This window comes from Aporhodopirellula sallentina SM41 (genome assembly GCF_000346505.1).
GTDB lineage: Bacteria > Planctomycetota > Planctomycetia > Pirellulales > Pirellulaceae > Rhodopirellula > Rhodopirellula sallentina.
Genome location: NZ_ANOH01000228.1, coordinates 64,116 through 81,992 on the forward strand (window position 1 = coordinate 64,116; position 17,877 = coordinate 81,992).

The following is a 17,877-nucleotide window of genomic DNA, read 5'->3' on the forward strand; positions in this document are numbered from 1 at the left end:
ACGATCCGATGACTGCAAGGACTACCAATGCGATACCTCAGTGCGATGTGCGTGCTCTTTTTATCTCTCACTACCCTGCATGCCGATTCACCAAAAGAATCGCTGAGCGAGCAAGTTGAAAACTCGATCGTCAAAGAAACCAACTCTTTTCGTAAAGAGCATGATCTGCCTCCGTTGCAGCGAGAATCGAGTCTGACCAAAACCGCAAAACGGTTCGCGTCATTCATGGCGGAGACCGGAAAATACGGGCATCACGCAGACGGCAAAACACCCGCCGAGCGAGCCAAAGAGGCCGGCTATGAATACTGCGTCGTGCGAGAGAACATCGCCTACCGAACCAACACCGGCGACATCACCGCAGAGAGCCTAAGCGACGTATTTGTACCGGGATGGATCGAATCGCCACCCCACCGCGAGAATATGCTCGCCGACTACATAACCCAAACCGGAGTCGCCGTGTCGAGCACCGACGGCGTTACCTACTATGCCGTGCAACTCTTTGGTCGCCCTAAATCAGCGGCGATCGACCTGACCGTGAAAAACGAATCGGAACAGACACAAACTCTCGTGGTCGACACGAACGACTCGACAGACCAAGTCGAAATGCCACCGCGCAGTGTCGTGACGATGAATCGTTGTTTTCCGACAAAGTTGCGTCTCAAAGCCAGCGATTCAGCAATCACGCTGAAGCAATCAGCGACTTTAACGATCACCGACGCAGGACTCATGCAGCGGTCGCCCACCGAAGTGCAATAGCGCGGAGCATCTATTTGAACTGGGTAGTTTGATCCGCCGGTGGGCGTTGTCCCCGGTTATTACGCACCAACCGCGGCTAACGCCGATCGGCTGATTCGCAACCGGATCATGGTAAGACCTGTTGGTAGACATGGGTGACACATATTACAACGCAGGAGAACAGCCCAAAGGGCAACGCTCTGTCAGCCCAAAGCAACTCCTTGGGGGATTCAATCCCGAAGCCTCAAAGAGGCGGCCCTAACCTTCGTGAATTAGAGTTAGGGTCGCCCCCGTTAGGGCTTGGCGGTGTGATTTAATTCCGGTTCCCAGGCCGTTGGCCTGGGCTGGAATAAGTTAGGGCGTGTTGAGAACAAGAACGCCACGTTGGGGCGTGGAGGAATTGGGTGGTGGATTGGATGAATGGAACCGCCCGCTTCCGTTCATGCCATGGCCCGTTCCGGCCGCTGAACAAACCAAATTCAAACAGTGCCAGAGGGGCGACGCTTAGTCGGCCCCCGGGCGTTGCTTTGGGGCCGGCTAGGAATCTGAACCGGCCGAGCGAGCTTCATTCACCATCTTCCGAACATCGGCCTTGGACGGGCCACCTCCGAATTGCTCCATAGCGGCCTGGATTTCGTCGGGGGTGTTGCGGATTTTGGCGTACTCTTCCTCGGTGCCGACGACATGCGCTCCTTCGGAGCCACATCCCGACTGCAGCGAACAACCGATGAGCACCGCGGTGGCGACTGCCATTGCCGGCATCCTCTTCCGTGTCGAACGAGGCATCAGAATTCCTCCCCGATCACTTCTTTCATTCCCTTGGTGCCGAGTGCACCCCAAAGGCCGTAGGCACTCGCCAGCCCGCCCGTTCCCCACGGGTTTGTCATGCCGACGGTGTTGTCGCCCGCTTCGATCGAATCGGTGATGAACTTGACCGCACCGTCTGACATCAACACGTGAGCACCGCCTTGGTGCTGGCTCGATACCGTCGTGTGAATCCGGTCAGTCAACGCACCCATCCATTGGCCGGATGATAAGTCACCGCAGATTTCACTGTTGGGAGGCAACACGGTATAAACCTCAGTGTGGACAGCAAAGCCGTTCGCCCACTGGTAACCACGACCTCCACGGACGCCGGTACCGCCACCGTTTTCTTGGTGAGTTTCGTAGGCCGGATCCCAGAACCCGGGGCGTTGTGGATCAATTGAATCTCGACATGCGGTCGGCACCTCAATTGACTGCGAACCGACGGCGGACGCCTGAACGCTCGACGCTCGTACGTCCCGGTCGCCCAGGTATGTGATCATTTCTCCGGCGATAATCGTATTGCTGAGTCCGTCGAGGATGTCGCGGAACTGCGTCGATTTTCTCGCGGTGAAAACACCCCGCTGGCACTTCTTGATATCAGGCCATCCCATGTCGTAGAACGTCTCCGTCAAACTCCACCAAGGGTGATCTCCCCATGGCGAATAGTAGTTGTCGCCCATGCACGCGCCATAATTGGTTCGTCCGTATCCGGGCAATCCGTTCCCTGGGTCACTGGGGCATCGAAGGGTTGGAATTTGGGTAATCCATGGCGTGTACTGATCGTTGTTATCCACCGACGGCCCCATCGGCGGCCAAACATCGACGGGATTGTCATCAGCATCATCGAGCGGATTAGAGATCTGCTCCCAGATCGCTTGTTGCTCCATGAATGGGGTGAGACCAACGAGCATGCTTAGCTGCGAATTGTTGTGAGTGGTTGTGACTGCGGGCGGCCAACCTGTCGTGCCGTCCCACGTCCCACCGCGTTGAGTCGGTAGGTTGTTGTAGGCACTGTGGTAGTTGTGAAGCGCCAGGCCAATCTGTTTGAAGTTGTTACTACAACTCATCCGTCGTGCCGCCTCGCGAGCAGCCTGGACGGCGGGAAGCAACAGGCCAACTAAAACGCCAATGATCGCAATCACGACCAAGAGTTCCACCAGCGTAAACGCATGGCGTGGATGTCGAGGACGAATCATGTGATGACTCCTTATTTAAAGCGAAACTACGGAAAGACAAACGAACACTCTGTGGCCCCATGAGGGCACCAATCAAATCAAACGCGACGGCGAACCGAATCGCGATGAACAATTTCGGCAACGAATTCAGGCGGCTCAAACGGTTCACCGCGAGCTAGGGCAACGATGGCCTTGCCCGCCGCTTCACCGAGTTCCCTCGCTGGCTGGTGAACGGTGGTAAGAGGTGGTGTCATGTAGGCAGACTCGCGTTGATCGTCAAAACCAACGATCGAAACGTCGTCGGGAACACGGATCCCCTTTTGGTACAACGCGAGTCGAACGCCATAGGCACAAGGGTCGTTGCCAGCAAACACGGCGCTAAAGTTAATGCCGCGCGACAGCAACGAGTTCACTCCGATTACGCCTGATTGCGATGAGAAGTCACCTTCGTAGATCAGTTCCTCGGAAGGCTGAATCCCGTGATCTTTCAGGGCCTGTTGATAGCCTTCGAGTCGCTGGCGACCGTCATAGTGCTTCTGATTGCCGCTGATATGTGCAATGCGTCGATGGCCGGCCTCGATCAAAACCTTGGTGAGCTCATAGGCCGGTTTAAAGTTGTCGATATAGACGGTTTCTTCCGTTCGTCCCGAGATGTCGCGACCAACGACGATCGTCGGCATCGTGTTTCGAATCTCCTTGAGTTCTCTCGCCGAAACGTCGCCACCCATCAAAATCAATCCGTCCACTCGCCGGTTGATCAACGTTGTGATCGCGGCCAAGCCGATGCCCGGTCGATGCTTGCGATTGGAGTAGATCGGCGAATAACCGAGTTCCTCGAGCGACGCGCTCACGCCGTCCGAAACCAAGTTGTAGAACGATGAGCCAGACATCTGGACCGCGATGCCGATGGTTCGGGATTCGCCGCTAGCGAGCCCCCTGGCGAACAAGTTGGGCTGGAAATCCAGGGCCTTCATCGCCTCGAGTACCGCCGCCCGTTTCTCTTCCTTCACGGGAGAGCTGTCATTAAGCACGCGTGAGACGGTGGCGCTGGAAACATTCGCCCTCTTCGCGATATCCCGAATAGTGATCAATTGGTCATATCCATGAAACACGTTCATTGCGCCCCTGACAACTTCGCTGCAGGCTTCCTGCGGCCGATTGTCCCACGCTATCGTGAAAGCGGTTTCAAGTCAACTGAATAAAAGGTTCCTTCGGCAAAATTCGTGAGCGGCCCCGCGTGACTTGCCTCGGGCGTTCCTGAACCCGGGATTCGCTGTATTTACCCCCATTTCCCTCGATATTCGATGAATTCTCGTCTTGCGGAGGATGTCGACCGCGGGATCCACTTGCCGAAGATTCTCTGGGGCGCAAATGTAAGCGGTTACATTTTCGCCCATCGCTCGGGGAACGAGCAGACAACGCCCGACAACGTCGCACCCGTTGCTGGGGAGAGATGCTTTTGTGTATGTCAGATGTACGTGCCCGTAGCGGATCTTATTGACGATCCTCATGCAGCAGGATCTTTAACAAGATCCACTACGGGCCACTCGAAAACCAAGCTGCGTCGGAAGGCATAGCGTTTTTTGGAATGATGTGGCCGATGTCGCCTGACTTCCGAGGGCCTGAACTCTGGCAAATTCGGCTACAGGGATCGGACTTGCCAAACTTCAGAACGCTTTAGTCGACTTTTCGGCCGTGGAGGTCCTGCTCGATTTTCTTCAGCAGTGACTCGTCGATCGGGTAGAGGGCCAACACACCAACAGCCACCACCGAAAACACTAAAGGGATCAGACTAAACATCCAACGCAGTCCCTGCACCGTGAACTCCGCTTGCTGCTGGTCCACGCCGTCCACCGGAGGAACGTACAGGATGCCCGCAAGCAGAAAGCCGGTCATTGCCACACCAACCGCTGCCCCCAATTTTTGCGAGAACGACGCCGCTGCAAAAACCAACCCTGTCGTGCGTCGACCGTGCTTCCACTGAGAATAGTCGGCGACATCGGCGTACATCGCCCAAAGAACCGCGCTCAAGGGGCCACCAATCAATCCGTTGGCGATCTGAATCGCAAACATCAGAGCCACTTGGTCCGGCCGGAGAAAGAAGAATGCCAACAAGCATGCTGTGGTGAATAGCTTGATGAAGATCATCAACCTTTTCTTTCCGAGCAGGCCCGTTAGTTTTCTCGTGAACAACATGCCAAAGACACCGGAAATGGTGCCGGCGGTCAAGAACGCCGCGATCGGTCCGTCGTCGCCAACAAAGTACTTGAAATAGAAAATCAGCGTTCCACCTCGTAACGCCGAACCAGCGAGATGGAACAACCCGAACACGCAAAGGACGATCCAAGGTCGGTTCCTCAGCAGGTGATCCACATCGTCACGCAAAACGGACTTCGAACCGGAATGGACACAGAACGTTTTTGTCGCGGTGGAAACGGCGAACGACACGATACTAAGAGCGACGTAGATCCCCGCGATCCATATCATCGCGTCGGCGTCCAGTGCGGTCGCCATCAACGCAACCGAAGCCACGCCTACCAGTGCCAACTGATGCAGTTTCCAACTCGTCCGCAAGAAATACCAATCCGCTTCAAAACTCGAATCTTGTTCCTGGTCCTGATCCACTCGCTCGCGAGTTACCGCAAAGGTGATCAGAAACATCAGCGTGGCGATCGCTGAAAACAAAGCAACCGTCCAGAAAAAACCGCTCGCTTGATCGATCTCTGCATGCTCGTTTCCGACCGCGCTGCTGCCGAGGCTGCCGAAAAACTCGACCAACCGCAAGGTGAAGTACTGAACGATAACACCGCCCAAAAACGCAAACACAAATCGATAGGTCGCCACGCTGGTGCGTTCCAACGAATCTTCGCTGATCACTCCCATGAGAGCGCCGTAGGGTATGTTGATCGCGGAATACGCGAGCATCATGAGCGTATAGGTTGCATACGCGTAAACGAGCTTCCCCGTCGGCCCCAAGTCGGGAACATAAAACACGAGCGTTCCGGTGATCGCCAAAGGAACGCTCATCCACAGCAGGTAGGGACGAAACCGTCCCCAACTGGTGCGAGTCCGATCCGAGAGATAACCAATGAACGGGTCGTTGACGGCGTCCCAAATCCGTGTGATCAGCACCATCGTGCCGGTTGCTTTGGGCGAGTTGCCAAACACATCGGTATAGAAAAATAGCAGGAAGTATTCTTGCAGCTTCCAATACAGATTCGATGCCATGTCACCGAACCCGTACGCGACTTTCTCAGTGACAGAGAGTCGATCGCGAAAATTTTTCGAACCGTTCATGGACACCTTTTCTCTCTACCTCGACGTCGGCAACACAATACCCCCCAACGCCCGCCGGTGGAAATCAATTCATTCCACAGCAGACCGGACTATTGGAATCGATACAACGTCAAAGAGAAACCGGAAGAGAAACAAAGCGTCTCCGCAATGCTCTGCGGTTATCGTTCGAGCTTCGCAATCTTTGGCTTCGCTCGCCTTCACGGAATGTCATTTCGATCACGTGATTGGATTTCGAAAAGGCTTCGTACTGCCGCAGCATCTTTTGCGACAATGAAGAATTCCCACTGGTCATCGCCATAGTGCGTACACCGATGCCGCTTGTTTTCCCGGCAGAAGGTAGTGGATCTATTGAAAAAACCACTACCTAAAGATCGAGCGTGCATAAACGACGAGAGCAATTTGGAGTTTGCCGTGTCACATATTCGTCGCTGAACTCGTCGGAATTGACATCACCAAAGCCGGGCGACATCGGCTGCGATATTCTTGATAACGTTCTAAGGTGCGGTCAGTTTCGCCAAGATCACGCGGTTGTTTTCCCCTCTTCGCTTGCCATGACTCACGAGGCCTTCTGCGACGGTAACCCAGGTTTCGTTTTCATGGATGCGGCAGACGCCGGAGTTTCCGAGCGTCGCGTGATTCTCTGGGACGATCACCTGTTCTGTATCGCGGATCACATGGAGACGCTCGGGGTCAACCTGAGCGATGTACAGCGGAGCACGGTTTCGCATGATGTGGCCATTGCGACCATTTTCTCTCGTGTAAACGAGGTACAGACGCCCACCAATCGTCGCCCAGTGTTGCTGCGTGTTACGACTGCCCAGCAGTTTGCCGTCGTCAAACTTCCACGCGATATGGTCAGTGAAGTTGATTCCGTCCGTGCTCTTTGAAACGTACGCTCCGTCGTCAGCCCGCATCGTGAGGAACGTCTCTCCATCGAATTGATACGCCGACGGCTCATACAGGCCTCGCTGTTTGGGGATCGTATGCTCGGTTCCGTGTTCGACGTAGGAAAGCGTTTCGCCATCGAATCGGCAACGGGAGACGATCGATACGTAAATCCGAGGATGCTTGCTGCGTTGATACCGGATTGGCATCAAGATATCTCCGTTGTCCAGAAACACCGCTTGATGACATCCGGCGTTGGGGGCAATGATCGGCTGACCTGCGTGGTCTCGCTCGGGCATCTCAAGAGTCTTCAGTGGGCCACACCGAAGCGATTGTGGATCAACGACCGCATAAAACACCTGTTCTTTGTAGATGTCTTCTTTTGTTCCGCCTGCGAAATTGAAGGTCTTGCCGTTGAGCAAAATCTTACCGGAGGCAGCGTGCCAGTTCGGCCACAAATCACCAGCGACAACTTCATAGCCGTTCGCTGTTTTGGCCCGTCGCAGTGTCGGAATGACTTTCAACGGATCCCAGGACGCACCGTGATCTCGAGATGTGGTGAAGTAGATATCGTGATAACCGTGCGACCCGGTTTTCGATGTCCGAGACATCGTGGTAAACGCCAACCCGGGCTCACCGGGCACGTATCCAGTTCTCGCTTGGTTCCAGTCCCATTCCGAGTCACCCTCAACGATAACAGAACGTTCGATGAGTAGGTCTTGAGCATTGGTAGGACCGACCATCATGGTCGCCAATAAAACGATGGTAAATACGCGAAGTGGGGAACGCATGAAACACCTCAAAAGGAAGGAAAGTGGACAAGATAAAACGCTAGGCTCTCAACACGCGGCGTGCGCGACCGATACAGGACAACACGCAGAGACGCACCGCGTTTCTATCCGCGAACTCATCAACCGCTCGGCGTTGATCTCTGTTGGTACGAAACAACCGAGAATGCCTGCCAGCTAATCAATTCACTTGATTTTCGGATCGGTTCGAAAGTACTTGGAAGTTTGACATGTCCGATCCCTGTAGCGGGATGTCGCCTGAATTCAGGCAACAAAGCCTGGCGACAACGGCTACATCATTGTCAAACACACTTTAAATCTGCACTTGGGCAGTGGAACCGTCATCAGCATCGAGCCCGGCCGCTTTCTTAACCGCGGCGAGCTCCAAACGCAGATGTTTTTGAAACAGTGAAATATCGCCGCTTTGAATCAGTAGGTTGGCCCCTTTTTCGAGAAAGCGAGCGTGCTGCTCGGTGCTTCCCCAAAAATGGATTCCGGCACCAATGCCGGCCGCTCGAGCCTTTGAAAATATCGTTTCGCAAGCGGCCAAGAAATCTGGATGTTCGTACTGCTCAGGGATCCCGAGGCTGCAGGTCAGATCGTGCGGCCCGATCAACACCGCGTCGAGATCCGGCACCGCGAGAATATCATCGAGAGCCTCGATCCCGGCGGGGCTTTCAATATTGACGATCAGAAGTCGCTCCTGGGCACCGGCATGTATGTAGGATTCGAGGTTCGGCTCAACCTCTTCTCCTGACAACATCTGCTGCAGCTTCTGACCTTTGATCGGTCGCAGTTTGACCGCACCGCGAAGCTCTCGCACCTGATCCATTGACTCTACGTAAGGTGCGATCACTCCTTGGGCGCCGCCATCGAGCACCATGGTTGCCAAGTAGGGGTCAGGCGATGGGATACGGACCAACGGTGGCAACCCGAGCGCCGAGTAGGTTTGGCACATCCAACTCAGCTCCGCCCGATCGATCGCAATGTGCTCCGTATCAATGAAGACAAAGTCGAGTCCACTGTTTCGCAATACGTCCGGCCATCTCGGAGAAGTAGAAACGATCAACGTACCAAAAACAGTGGTTCCATCATGCAGCGATTGTCGGAGCTCTTTGACTTGCATAGCACTCGAGAGAGGTGGGGGAGAGTTTGTGCACGCATAGCGGTCGAGTATCCACGCAGCCGAAGCGACCGGTAAGCAGACAGGAGGGGAGGAAGGCAGGAAGGACGGCGTGGTCGTACGACCATGATAGCGGACGAGCGGATCAACGTCACAATTATAAACGAATACACGAGCACTCGTGGCAACAACGGCCGGCAACCTACGCTACTGCTGGGATGAACAAGTATCACCTGTGCAGTTGTTCTCTTGAGACACCTAAACACTCAACAGCGCCCCAAACACGCCTCAACATTGACCAACCGCGAGCAAGAGATGCCAACGAAGTTCATGGTCGATACAAAGATCCCCCCTCACCGTACGAGATCCTGCATTCAGACTGGCGACAGCGTTTACGCCTGAAGCGGCCTACCGAACTTGCTGCGTGACCAATGCAAAGTCGTTCTTCAAACCGCGTTGGGGCCAGTTGGAATCCAGGGATTTGTGATACGGGCGAAGCGTCGGATCGTCGAACGCACGTTTCGCATGGACGAGCCTACATCACCGTGCGTCCAAAGACTACGAGAGGCTCCCAGAGAACAGTCAAGCCGTGCGATACATTACCACGATTGAATTGATTTCCAAACGACTCGCAAAGGACTGATTTATCGTTTTGAAACGGTTTCGAGTAGGTAGTTTCAACGGTCACGACCGCACACCTTCCCCCCAACCCCAACGCCGATTTACTCGGCGATAAAATCAAACTCCGCAATTGATGCGTACTGATCATTCTCGAAACCGCTGGTCGCGACGAATGTTATGTAGCGTCCGGTGACAGGCTCATCGAGATCTATCGTCACGAGAGTTTCATCTGCAGAACAAACCCCCTTGGCGACTATCGCCCCCCGCTCTGCGGAGTCGTTGCTGACATAGATCTCATACTCGGCAATCATCCCATTGCGGTTGCCGTCCTGCCGATGCAGCAAAGTAAAACCCTTCAATGTCAACGCCGTGGCTAGCTGAATTTGCAAAGAGTGCGGGTAACTCGGAGCTTCCGTCTTCCAAGCCGTGTGCCAAAGCGTGCTTGGGTCTCCATCAAAGACGTTCTTCGCTTCGTATCCGACCTCATTACTATCCGCAACAATCACCGCCTTGCTTTTGGCCAGTTCCACCGGCGTTTTAAACAGCGACAGAATCTCTTCAACCTGCAGTTCGGTTTCTGGAGTGAACATTTCGCTGCTCATATAGCTCTTGAGACTGAACAGCATCTGTTTCGCTTCAGGTCGCGACGATAGATTCGTCTGCAGGTCCACCCCCGACACGACCAGCCTTCCACTTCCAACTTGTGCCTCGAAGAGCATCGCCAAACTGCGGTTCGTCACCCAGTCATCAATGATGCGAACGATGGGCTCAGGCGAGTATTCAAAAGCTTCGAGGGAAATGGCATTCGAATGGAGCATTGCGTCCCACCATTGCCAATTGGAATGGAATTCAGTGGGGAACTCAGCGAGCGCGGGGTGTGCTGGGTCACACAAGATTCCCAGCGTATGTGGCTTCTGCCCGTTCGTCCAAGCAGTGTTCCAGAAGATGCTCGAGAACCCTACCGCGACCTCGCCTCCTTTGCCGTTACGGATACTACCCTTCTTAACCGTTAGGAGTACTTTTCCGCCTTGCTGCAATGTCGACAGTGCATCTTCATTTAGCGTACTGACGACCAATACATCCTCGCCCACGGTCGGTAGTTCGCGCGGGTACACCCAGAAGTCCCAACTGTTTTGAAACCCAGCGACGTTGACCTGCAACTGAAACTGCGTGGCTTTCTCAACCGAGAACTTCTCGGTAAAAGTCCCGACCGGCTGGCCATTTCCCCAGCGCAGCTCTGTTTGCCCGAATGTGCCCTCCCGGATCGACTTTCCCTGGTCGTTGATGACTTTCCAAGTGGACACAGCCGAATCGATCTCATGCTCCCCGAAGTGTGCCACCTCGACTTCGCATTGGACGCTCTCGTCACTGGTGAAGATCATCTTGTCGAATCTCGCCAGTGGAACGGTTTCGTTGCAGAACTGACGGAATTCCTGCGGAGAGATGTAACCTTTTTGGTCCCAGAACGGATCGAGAACTCCGACCAACGCGGTCCCTTGACCAGGGAAATCATGCAGATCCAGCAGCTGAAATCCAGCGAAGCCTTTCGTTCTCAACGCCGCCTCGATATCGGCTTTGTAACATAGAGCCTGCAGTTTACCGGATGCCTTGAGATAGTCATCCGCGAGATGCAGCAAACCTTTCGACTTCAGACTGTCACGGAAAATCTTAAAATTCGTCGCCTTCAATACTCCGTCGTACTTCGGTATTTCCTTGAAGTTGGGGTACGCGCACCATTGGCCAATCTCATGACTAATCACCGGCGCGTTTTTTTTCGCGATGAGGTGTTCCCAATCGTAGCCACTCTGCGGCGGTTCCCTATTGATGATCCCGTTTAGGTTTGCGTTCCAAGCTTGGATGCGGATGTTGTGTGCGTTGTGGTAGTCATTCTGCGTAATCAATGGCCATCCAGCAGCGGTCGTATATAGCCGACGTGAATCTTTCGCCTTCCAGTGCAGAACGAACTCGGTTAGGTAGTCTTGGTGCTTTTTGCCATGAGGTTCGTTTCCGTATGCCAATAGACAGAACGATGGGTGATTCCCATATTCCGCAACCATCCGTTCGCTTTCGGCATAGACCCATTCGTCAACCGGTTCACCGTCGCCCAAATTTGTTGCCCAAGCCGAAGCCTCGACTTGATAGTAGAACCCGATCCTGTCGGCGGCTTCAAATGCAGCCTCGGGAGGGCACCAAGAATGAAATCGAATGTGGTTGAGGCCGTGTGATTTGCAAACATTGATGATCCGTTCCCAGGGTTCTACCGTGGTTGGAGGATAACCGGTCTTTGGAAAGATACAGCATTCGAGGGTTCCACGGAAAAAGCTCGGTCGACCGTTAATCACAATCGTCTTGCCAACCCGACGGATTTCACGCATACCAAAGCTACCTGCCCACTCGTCGCGAGAAGGACCGGCGTCCAATTGGATATTCATCCGGTAGACTTTCGGTTGGAACTCATCCCACATGCGGACGTCACTGCCCATCGGATAATCCACGACAACCGTCCGCGTGCCCGGCTTTGCTGTGAATGGGACGCTGACCTTCTCGATCTCAGGAGTGCCTGCATCGATCGCTCCGGCAGATAACTTCATTGTGCCGTGCTGGACTGTTTCAGTCGCGTTTTGCAGCTCAATTTCCAACCGGATGGCTTTGTTTTTGATATCAGGAAAGATTGCAACGTTGGAAATTGAAACAGATGCCTTCCGAACCAAATGGATGCTACCGACAATTCCGTTCCAGTTGCTCTGGGTGTTGTCGGATACACTGTGTGCGTCCACTCCCACCCCGATTTCGTCTGCCAAACTGTTGTCGACTCGAATGGTGATTCGATTGACACCTACCTTGAGCGATGCACCGATGTCATATCGGTGCGGCACACCAAGGGAACTTTGTTTCCCGATCGGTACGCCGTTTACCCAAAGACGGGTTTCCCAGTGAGGTCGTTCGAGAAAAAGCTCGACCGGTTTCCCAACCCATTGATCGGGTACAGTGATTTCTTTTTGATACCACGCTGCGCCCACGTAGTGATAACCTGAGATTAACCAAAACGGATACCGGAACTCATCTTCCCGCAGATACGGTTGATAGTTTTCGTCGTCTACCCAAGACTTACCTGGTTCATATTCCTTCCAGGTAGTGCCGGTGAATTTGGTTTCATACCCGACCGGAAATCCCTTGTTCTGTTCCGACATCGATCCGGGTAGCGTGATGGTATCCTGAAGGTCGATCGCAAACCACTTTTCGTCGAGACCGATCTCCTGAGGATCCATTTGGAACTTCCATACCCCCGATAGATCAATCACGCTAGCGTCGTCAGCCTCGCTCCCAGTGCCGCCCACAACGAACACAGCAGGAAAGCACCAAGCAAGAAGAGTCGTCCCGATAGTGGAAACTACTTTGCTTTTCATCATCATGTTCCTCTAAACGAACGTTCGTGTCGAAGCCGACACAACAATCACAACAGGCTTTTGGGAGGTCAGCCTACCCGCAATCATCAGGGTTGCCGCAACCGGAGTATCTTTCCCGTCAGTGCGATGAGCAATGGCAAGCGATCAAAAAAGTGGCGTTGAATAGCAGGTGTTTTTGACCTCTGCCAATCACCCTGCATGGACTCGCCAATGCGCACACATCCAACGCTCGGTGGTCCGACAAATTCTCGTAAAAAAAGCTGACACCTATTTCTTCACTCGATCACCACATCGCGTGAGCAGGACCCTCAGGCACGGGCAGGCCGAAAAACCAACATGCATGTCCCCTTTTGTCAGCTACGAGAAACACGCGACTCTTGGTCCCGGTTGAACGAGAAAGAAACCAAGTGCGGTCGGGCGCCGGATGTCGGAGGAGCGATTAACAGCAAGCTTTCGCAGAGAGAAGCGAGCACGTCTTCCGTACAGCGCCAGCCAGTTTTGTCACGACGCCGCGGCGCGTTTTAGGACTCTTCGGGATCGTCCAAGTTGGCTTGGATCCATCGATCTGAAAGATGGATGTCGGTGGTTTCGAGTTTACCTGGGCCGACGTTGTGATATTTATGCGGAATGTTGGCTGGCCCCATTAGCACATCGCCTTTTTGGGCTTCTATCCGTTTGTCACCGATCGTGAATAAGGCGCGGCCGGTGCGAACGATGAAGACCTCGTCATAGGGATGCACGTGCCAGCGTGGCCCGTCGCCGACCTCTTCGGTTCGGAAGAACAGAATCGTCACACCGGTTCCGAGAGCCTGCCCTTCCAACGCGCCCGCCCACTGCAACGCATCGGAGCCCCATTGTGATCGTGAAACGATACGCGGCTCTCGATCTCCTGGATCGAGTTCATCAAAGTCGTAGTGTTCCATCGGAAACCTTCTGCAGGACAGGAAAGGCAGCGATTCGCGGCGGCAATTTTGACGACGAGGCAGCCCGAAGCAACGACCGGTCGACCGCGTGACAAGAGTTTTCGGACGGTACGCCCGCACGCTCACTGTGGAACTGCCACCGGAACCGGGCAGGAAGAAGATGAGAACGTGTGACTCACCGTCGGCTTGTTTGATCGCAGGCCCAAATTGACCACGGGCCTACTTGATCACGGACCTACTTGATTACGGGGCAGACGTCGAACCATTCTCGTTTTTGGTTGTACATCCACTCGCTCGCTTCGGTCGGCCCCCAAAGGCCGGTTTCGTACTGCAACAGCGGCGGTGCGGCCGGACTGTTCCAGGCTTCAAGGATCGGGTCGATGATTCCCCAGGCAAGTTCGACTTCGTCGCCACGGGCGAACAGGCTCGCATCGCCTTGGACGGCGTCGAGGAGGAGACGTTGATAGGCGTCCGGCAAAGCGTCGCCACCGATTGAGTCTTGGAAGTTGAAGTCCAAGTGGCTCGTACGCGTCTTCATGCCGGCATCCGGGACTTTTGTCTCGAAGTGCAATTGGATCCCTTCGGCCGGTTGGACTTGCATGACCAACCGGTTTCCCATCGGCACACGCGATTTGTCGCCAAACATCATGTGTGGCACGTTTTTGAACTGAATCACAATCTGCGTCGTGCGGCAGGACATCCCTTTTCCGCTGCGTAGATAGAATGGCACGCCACGCCAACGCCAATTGTCACAGTACAGTTTCAACGCCGCGTAGGTTGCCGTTTGGCTGCCCGGTGGAACACCTTCCTCTTCGAGGTAGCCGCGGTATTGACCACGAATCGTCTGGGACGCGAAATCACCGCCGGTCATTTTCCGCATCGCATGCAGAACTTTGACTTTCTCGTCTCGGACCATCGTCCCGTCGTAGCGGGCGGGCGGTTCCATGGCGGTGATCATCATCAATTGCAAGATATGGTTCTGAAACATATCCCGCAAAATGCCGCTGGTGTCGTAGTAGCCGGCACGGCGACCGATGACGACTTCTTCGGCAACGGTGATTTGAATGTGGTCGACGTAATTGCGATTCCACAATGGTTCGAATATCGAGTTGGCAAAACGCAACGCGAAGATATTTTGAACCGTTTCTTTGCCGAGGTAGTGATCGATCCGGTAGATCTGTTCTTCGTCGAACACGTTGTGAATCGACGCGTTGAGTTCTTTGGCGGTCTTGAGATCGGTTCCGAACGGTTTCTCGATGATGACGCGTCGCGTGCCGTTTTCTTCGCTGGCGAGTCCCGCCGCACCGAGTTGTTCGACCGCGGTGGCATAGAGCTGCGGCATCGTGGAGAGGTAATAGACTCGGCCGGTCGTTTTCCCGCCTTCAATTTCGGTCAGGAAATCAGAGAGCGACTGGAAGGACGCCGCGTCTTTGATATCGCCGCTTTGATAAAAAACGCTCGGTGCGAAGGTGTCCCATTTCGCTGACGAGAATGATTTCCCGGCGAACTTGGAGGTCGTCTCGCGAAGACTCGCCCTCCACTCGTCGTGCTCGAAAGGGCTGCGAGAAACGCCGACAATCCGAGTGTTCTCGGGCAGACGTCCCTTGGCGTGGAGTTGGTAGAGCGCGGGAATGAGCTTGCGGCTAGTCAAATCGCCGCTGGCACCGAAGATCACAATCGTGTTGGACATGGATCTGAACCGAGAATGGGAGGCGAACCGAGAATAGGGTGCGAATGCGAAAAGAGTGAGTCGACTACTCTAGGACCGATTGTCGCAGAGGACGAGACCCCCTAGGGGCGAAACAGCACGCGACGAAAAAGTTTGCAGGCCGTTCGTAATAACGGGCGAGCGAATAACCGCGACGTGCGGTGGCCGATACGTTACCGCGAGGTGCAACTATTCAAAACGGTCAAGCGTCTTGGTGTAGCGTGGCCCGCCCATGCGACCGATGGTGGCAATTTTCTCAGGGTCGACACGCCCGTCGGCGTCGAGAACGTTGTCCCGCAAATGAATCGAGACGATTTTCCCGACGACAAGATTGGCTCCCCCAGGTCCGACGCCGAGTTGCATCGCGGTCAATAACTCGCACTCCATTGCCGCGGCGACGTTGCTGACCCGCGGCGGAGCAACGACCGACGAAGCCGTCTTTTCGGTCCCGGTGAGAACGAACTCGTCTTCCTCCGAGGCAACCTCGAGGGCCGAGTGTTTCATTTCGGCGAACGTTTCATCGGTGACAATGTTTACGACGAATTGACCGTTGGCGCGAATGTTGGCGAGGGTGTCTTTCGCGGTACCATCAGGCTTGTTCGCAGGGCAGAACATTAACGTAGGGGGATTCGCACCGACTCCGTTGAAAAAACTATACGGAGCCAGATTGCAAACGCCTTCGTGGTCAATCGTTGACACCCAGGCGATGGGCCGAGGAGTGATGATCGCGGTCATGGCTTCGTAGAGCCGCCGCACCGAAAATTCACTCGGTAAGATGTCCATAACGCGTGCCTTGGAGGATGTCCGGTATGAGGATCGGCGTGTCACGCGGAGAATCCAGGCTCACATTCACCGGATGCATTGGCGCGACAAAAATTAACACACGCCTAGCAAAACGACCGAGGTCGAGCATCACTCGAAACCCCCGTCGTAGCCCTCAACAATCATCTCGTCCAAACCATCGCCTTCGCGTTCCCAACAACGGTCCGCGATTGGCAATCGGAAGAATATCCTGATCGGATTACTAGGCCAGTAGGCCGTCGAGCAGACCGGTGCTGTCACCCATCGATTCGGCCGGCGTGCCCATGCATTCGAGCATCGAAAGATACAAGTTTGCCATGGGTTGCTCGGATTGATAACGCATCACCCGTCCGGTCTCAAGCCTACCACCTCCGCCGCCGGCCAGGACGATCGGCAAATCATGGTGGGTGTGACGGTTTCCGTCGCCGAGTCCGCTGCCGTAGAGCACGATGGATTGGTCGAGAAGAGTCCCGTTTGCGTCGCTGACCGACTCGAGTTTTTCGACAAAGTACGCGAATTGTTCGACGAGATAGTGGTCGATCTTTTGCAATTTCGACACATTGTCTTCACGGTTGCGATGATGGCTCAGCCCGTGATGAGCATCGTTGACGCCGATCTCGCGGTACGATCGGTTTCCGCCGGCGGTATCGAGCATCAATGTGGCCACCCGAGTTGTATCGGTTTGAAACCCGACCACCATCAGATCGAACATCAGCCGGGCGTGCTCCCGAAATTCTTCGACGCGGCCGACCGGCACCTCCAAATCGGGCATCGCGGCCAAGTCTTCCGCTTCGGTGCGTTCGATCCGTTTTTCGATCTCGCGGATGCTGGTGAAATACTCGTCGAGTTTCCGTTTGTCGGTGGCACCAACTTGCCGCATGAGTTTGTCGGCGTCGCGACGAACGATATCCAGAATACTGCGACGAACCTCGCGTCGTTCCCGCTGCGCGGTCGCATCGCCACTGCCGAACATGCGTTCGAACGCGAGGCGAGGGATCGTTTCCTTGGGCATTGGTTGGGTCTCGTTCTTCCACGAGATGTTCGACGAGTACGCGCAACTGTATCCCGAATCACAACTGCCTGCATTGCGGCTGCCTTTGAGTCCCAACTCGATCGAAGGAAGTGTGGTCTGACCGGCGAGCGCGGTCGCGGCGACCTGATCGACGGAAATCCCCAAACGAATGTTACTGCTGGTTTTGACCGGCCGTGCCGCGGTCAGGAACGTGGCTCCTCCGCGTGCATGGTCACCTGCGCCGTCATGCTTCCCACGTCCATTGTCGAGTGCCAGGTTCTCGACAATGTTGAGTTTGTGTTTGAACGGCTCGAGCGGCGCGAGTGAGGCACTGCACCGCCAATCATTGAACGAGAGCAACGGGGAACCACTCTCGCTGACAATATTGCCTCGCCGATCACGCTCGTGTCCGTTGATGATCGGACGCCACTCGTCTTGAATCACGCCATTGGGGACAAACACGCAGGCCATTCGCACCGGTGCCGCCGCATCACCCTGGCCCGGACTCGCCGATGCAAAGGCACTAGTCGATGCGGGGGTCATGGATTCCAGCAGTGGCAAACCGAGCGACATGCCAGCAGCACGCAGTAAGGTC

The 17,877-nt window shown here is 54.8% G+C and carries 12 protein-coding genes; 1 reads left to right on the top strand and 11 read right to left on the bottom strand.

What is annotated here, in order from left to right; genetic code table 11:
• Positions 1 to 27 precede the first annotated feature (27 nt).
• A complete protein-coding gene (locus tag RSSM_RS15765) occupies positions 28 to 756 on the top strand; it encodes a CAP domain-containing protein (RefSeq protein ID WP_008680650.1) in 729 nt (242 codons plus the stop codon).
• A gap of 516 nt (positions 757 to 1,272) precedes the next feature.
• On the opposite strand, the gene RSSM_RS15770 is transcribed toward RSSM_RS15765, so the two are convergent.
• The 11 genes from RSSM_RS15770 to RSSM_RS15820 all read right to left on the bottom strand — a co-directional run bounded on the left by RSSM_RS15770 (position 1,273) and on the right by RSSM_RS15820 (position 17,855).
• Positions 1,273 to 1,488: a hypothetical protein gene (locus RSSM_RS15770; RefSeq protein ID WP_044302692.1), complete on the bottom strand. Its 216-nt coding sequence runs from the start codon at positions 1,486 to 1,488 to the stop codon at positions 1,273 to 1,275.
• Positions 1,489 to 1,520: 32 nt separating this feature from the next.
• A complete protein-coding gene (locus RSSM_RS15775) occupies positions 1,521 to 2,738 on the bottom strand; it encodes a DUF1559 domain-containing protein (protein ID WP_044302694.1) in 1,218 nt (405 codons plus the stop codon).
• Positions 2,739 to 2,815: 77 nt separating this feature from the next.
• Positions 2,816 to 3,808: a LacI family DNA-binding transcriptional regulator gene (locus RSSM_RS15780; RefSeq protein ID WP_236621177.1), complete on the bottom strand. Its 993-nt coding sequence runs from the start codon at positions 3,806 to 3,808 to the stop codon at positions 2,816 to 2,818.
• Positions 3,809 to 4,394: 586 nt separating this feature from the next.
• Positions 4,395 to 6,014, bottom strand: a complete 1,620-nt coding sequence (locus tag RSSM_RS15785; protein WP_008680654.1) for an MFS transporter — start codon at positions 6,012 to 6,014, stop codon at positions 4,395 to 4,397.
• 494 nt (positions 6,015 to 6,508) lie between these two features.
• The gene (locus tag RSSM_RS15790) at positions 6,509 to 7,690 is read right to left on the bottom strand and encodes a sialidase family protein (protein WP_063709075.1); all 1,182 of its coding nucleotides are present in this window, start codon (positions 7,688 to 7,690) and stop codon (positions 6,509 to 6,511) included.
• 310 nt (positions 7,691 to 8,000) lie between these two features.
• The gene (locus tag RSSM_RS15795; protein ID WP_008680660.1) at positions 8,001 to 8,813 is read right to left on the bottom strand and encodes an HpcH/HpaI aldolase family protein; all 813 of its coding nucleotides are present in this window, start codon (positions 8,811 to 8,813) and stop codon (positions 8,001 to 8,003) included.
• A gap of 719 nt (positions 8,814 to 9,532) precedes the next feature.
• Entirely contained in the window at positions 9,533 to 12,844 is a 3,312-nt protein-coding gene (locus RSSM_RS15800) for a discoidin domain-containing protein (RefSeq protein WP_144059858.1), read from the bottom strand.
• A 515-nt stretch (positions 12,845 to 13,359) separates the two neighbouring features.
• Positions 13,360 to 13,761, bottom strand: a complete 402-nt coding sequence (locus RSSM_RS15805; RefSeq protein WP_008680664.1) for a cupin domain-containing protein — start codon at positions 13,759 to 13,761, stop codon at positions 13,360 to 13,362.
• A 235-nt stretch (positions 13,762 to 13,996) separates the two neighbouring features.
• Complete coding sequence (zwf, locus tag RSSM_RS15810; protein ID WP_008680665.1) at positions 13,997 to 15,451, bottom strand: glucose-6-phosphate dehydrogenase; 1,455 nt, start codon at positions 15,449 to 15,451, stop codon at positions 13,997 to 13,999.
• 207 nt (positions 15,452 to 15,658) lie between these two features.
• The gene (locus RSSM_RS15815) at positions 15,659 to 16,252 is read right to left on the bottom strand and encodes a flavin reductase family protein (protein WP_008680666.1); all 594 of its coding nucleotides are present in this window, start codon (positions 16,250 to 16,252) and stop codon (positions 15,659 to 15,661) included.
• Between the two features lie 241 nt (positions 16,253 to 16,493).
• Entirely contained in the window at positions 16,494 to 17,855 is a 1,362-nt protein-coding gene (locus RSSM_RS15820) for a DUF1552 domain-containing protein (RefSeq protein WP_008680667.1), read from the bottom strand.
• Positions 17,856 to 17,877: the final 22 nt, after the last annotated feature.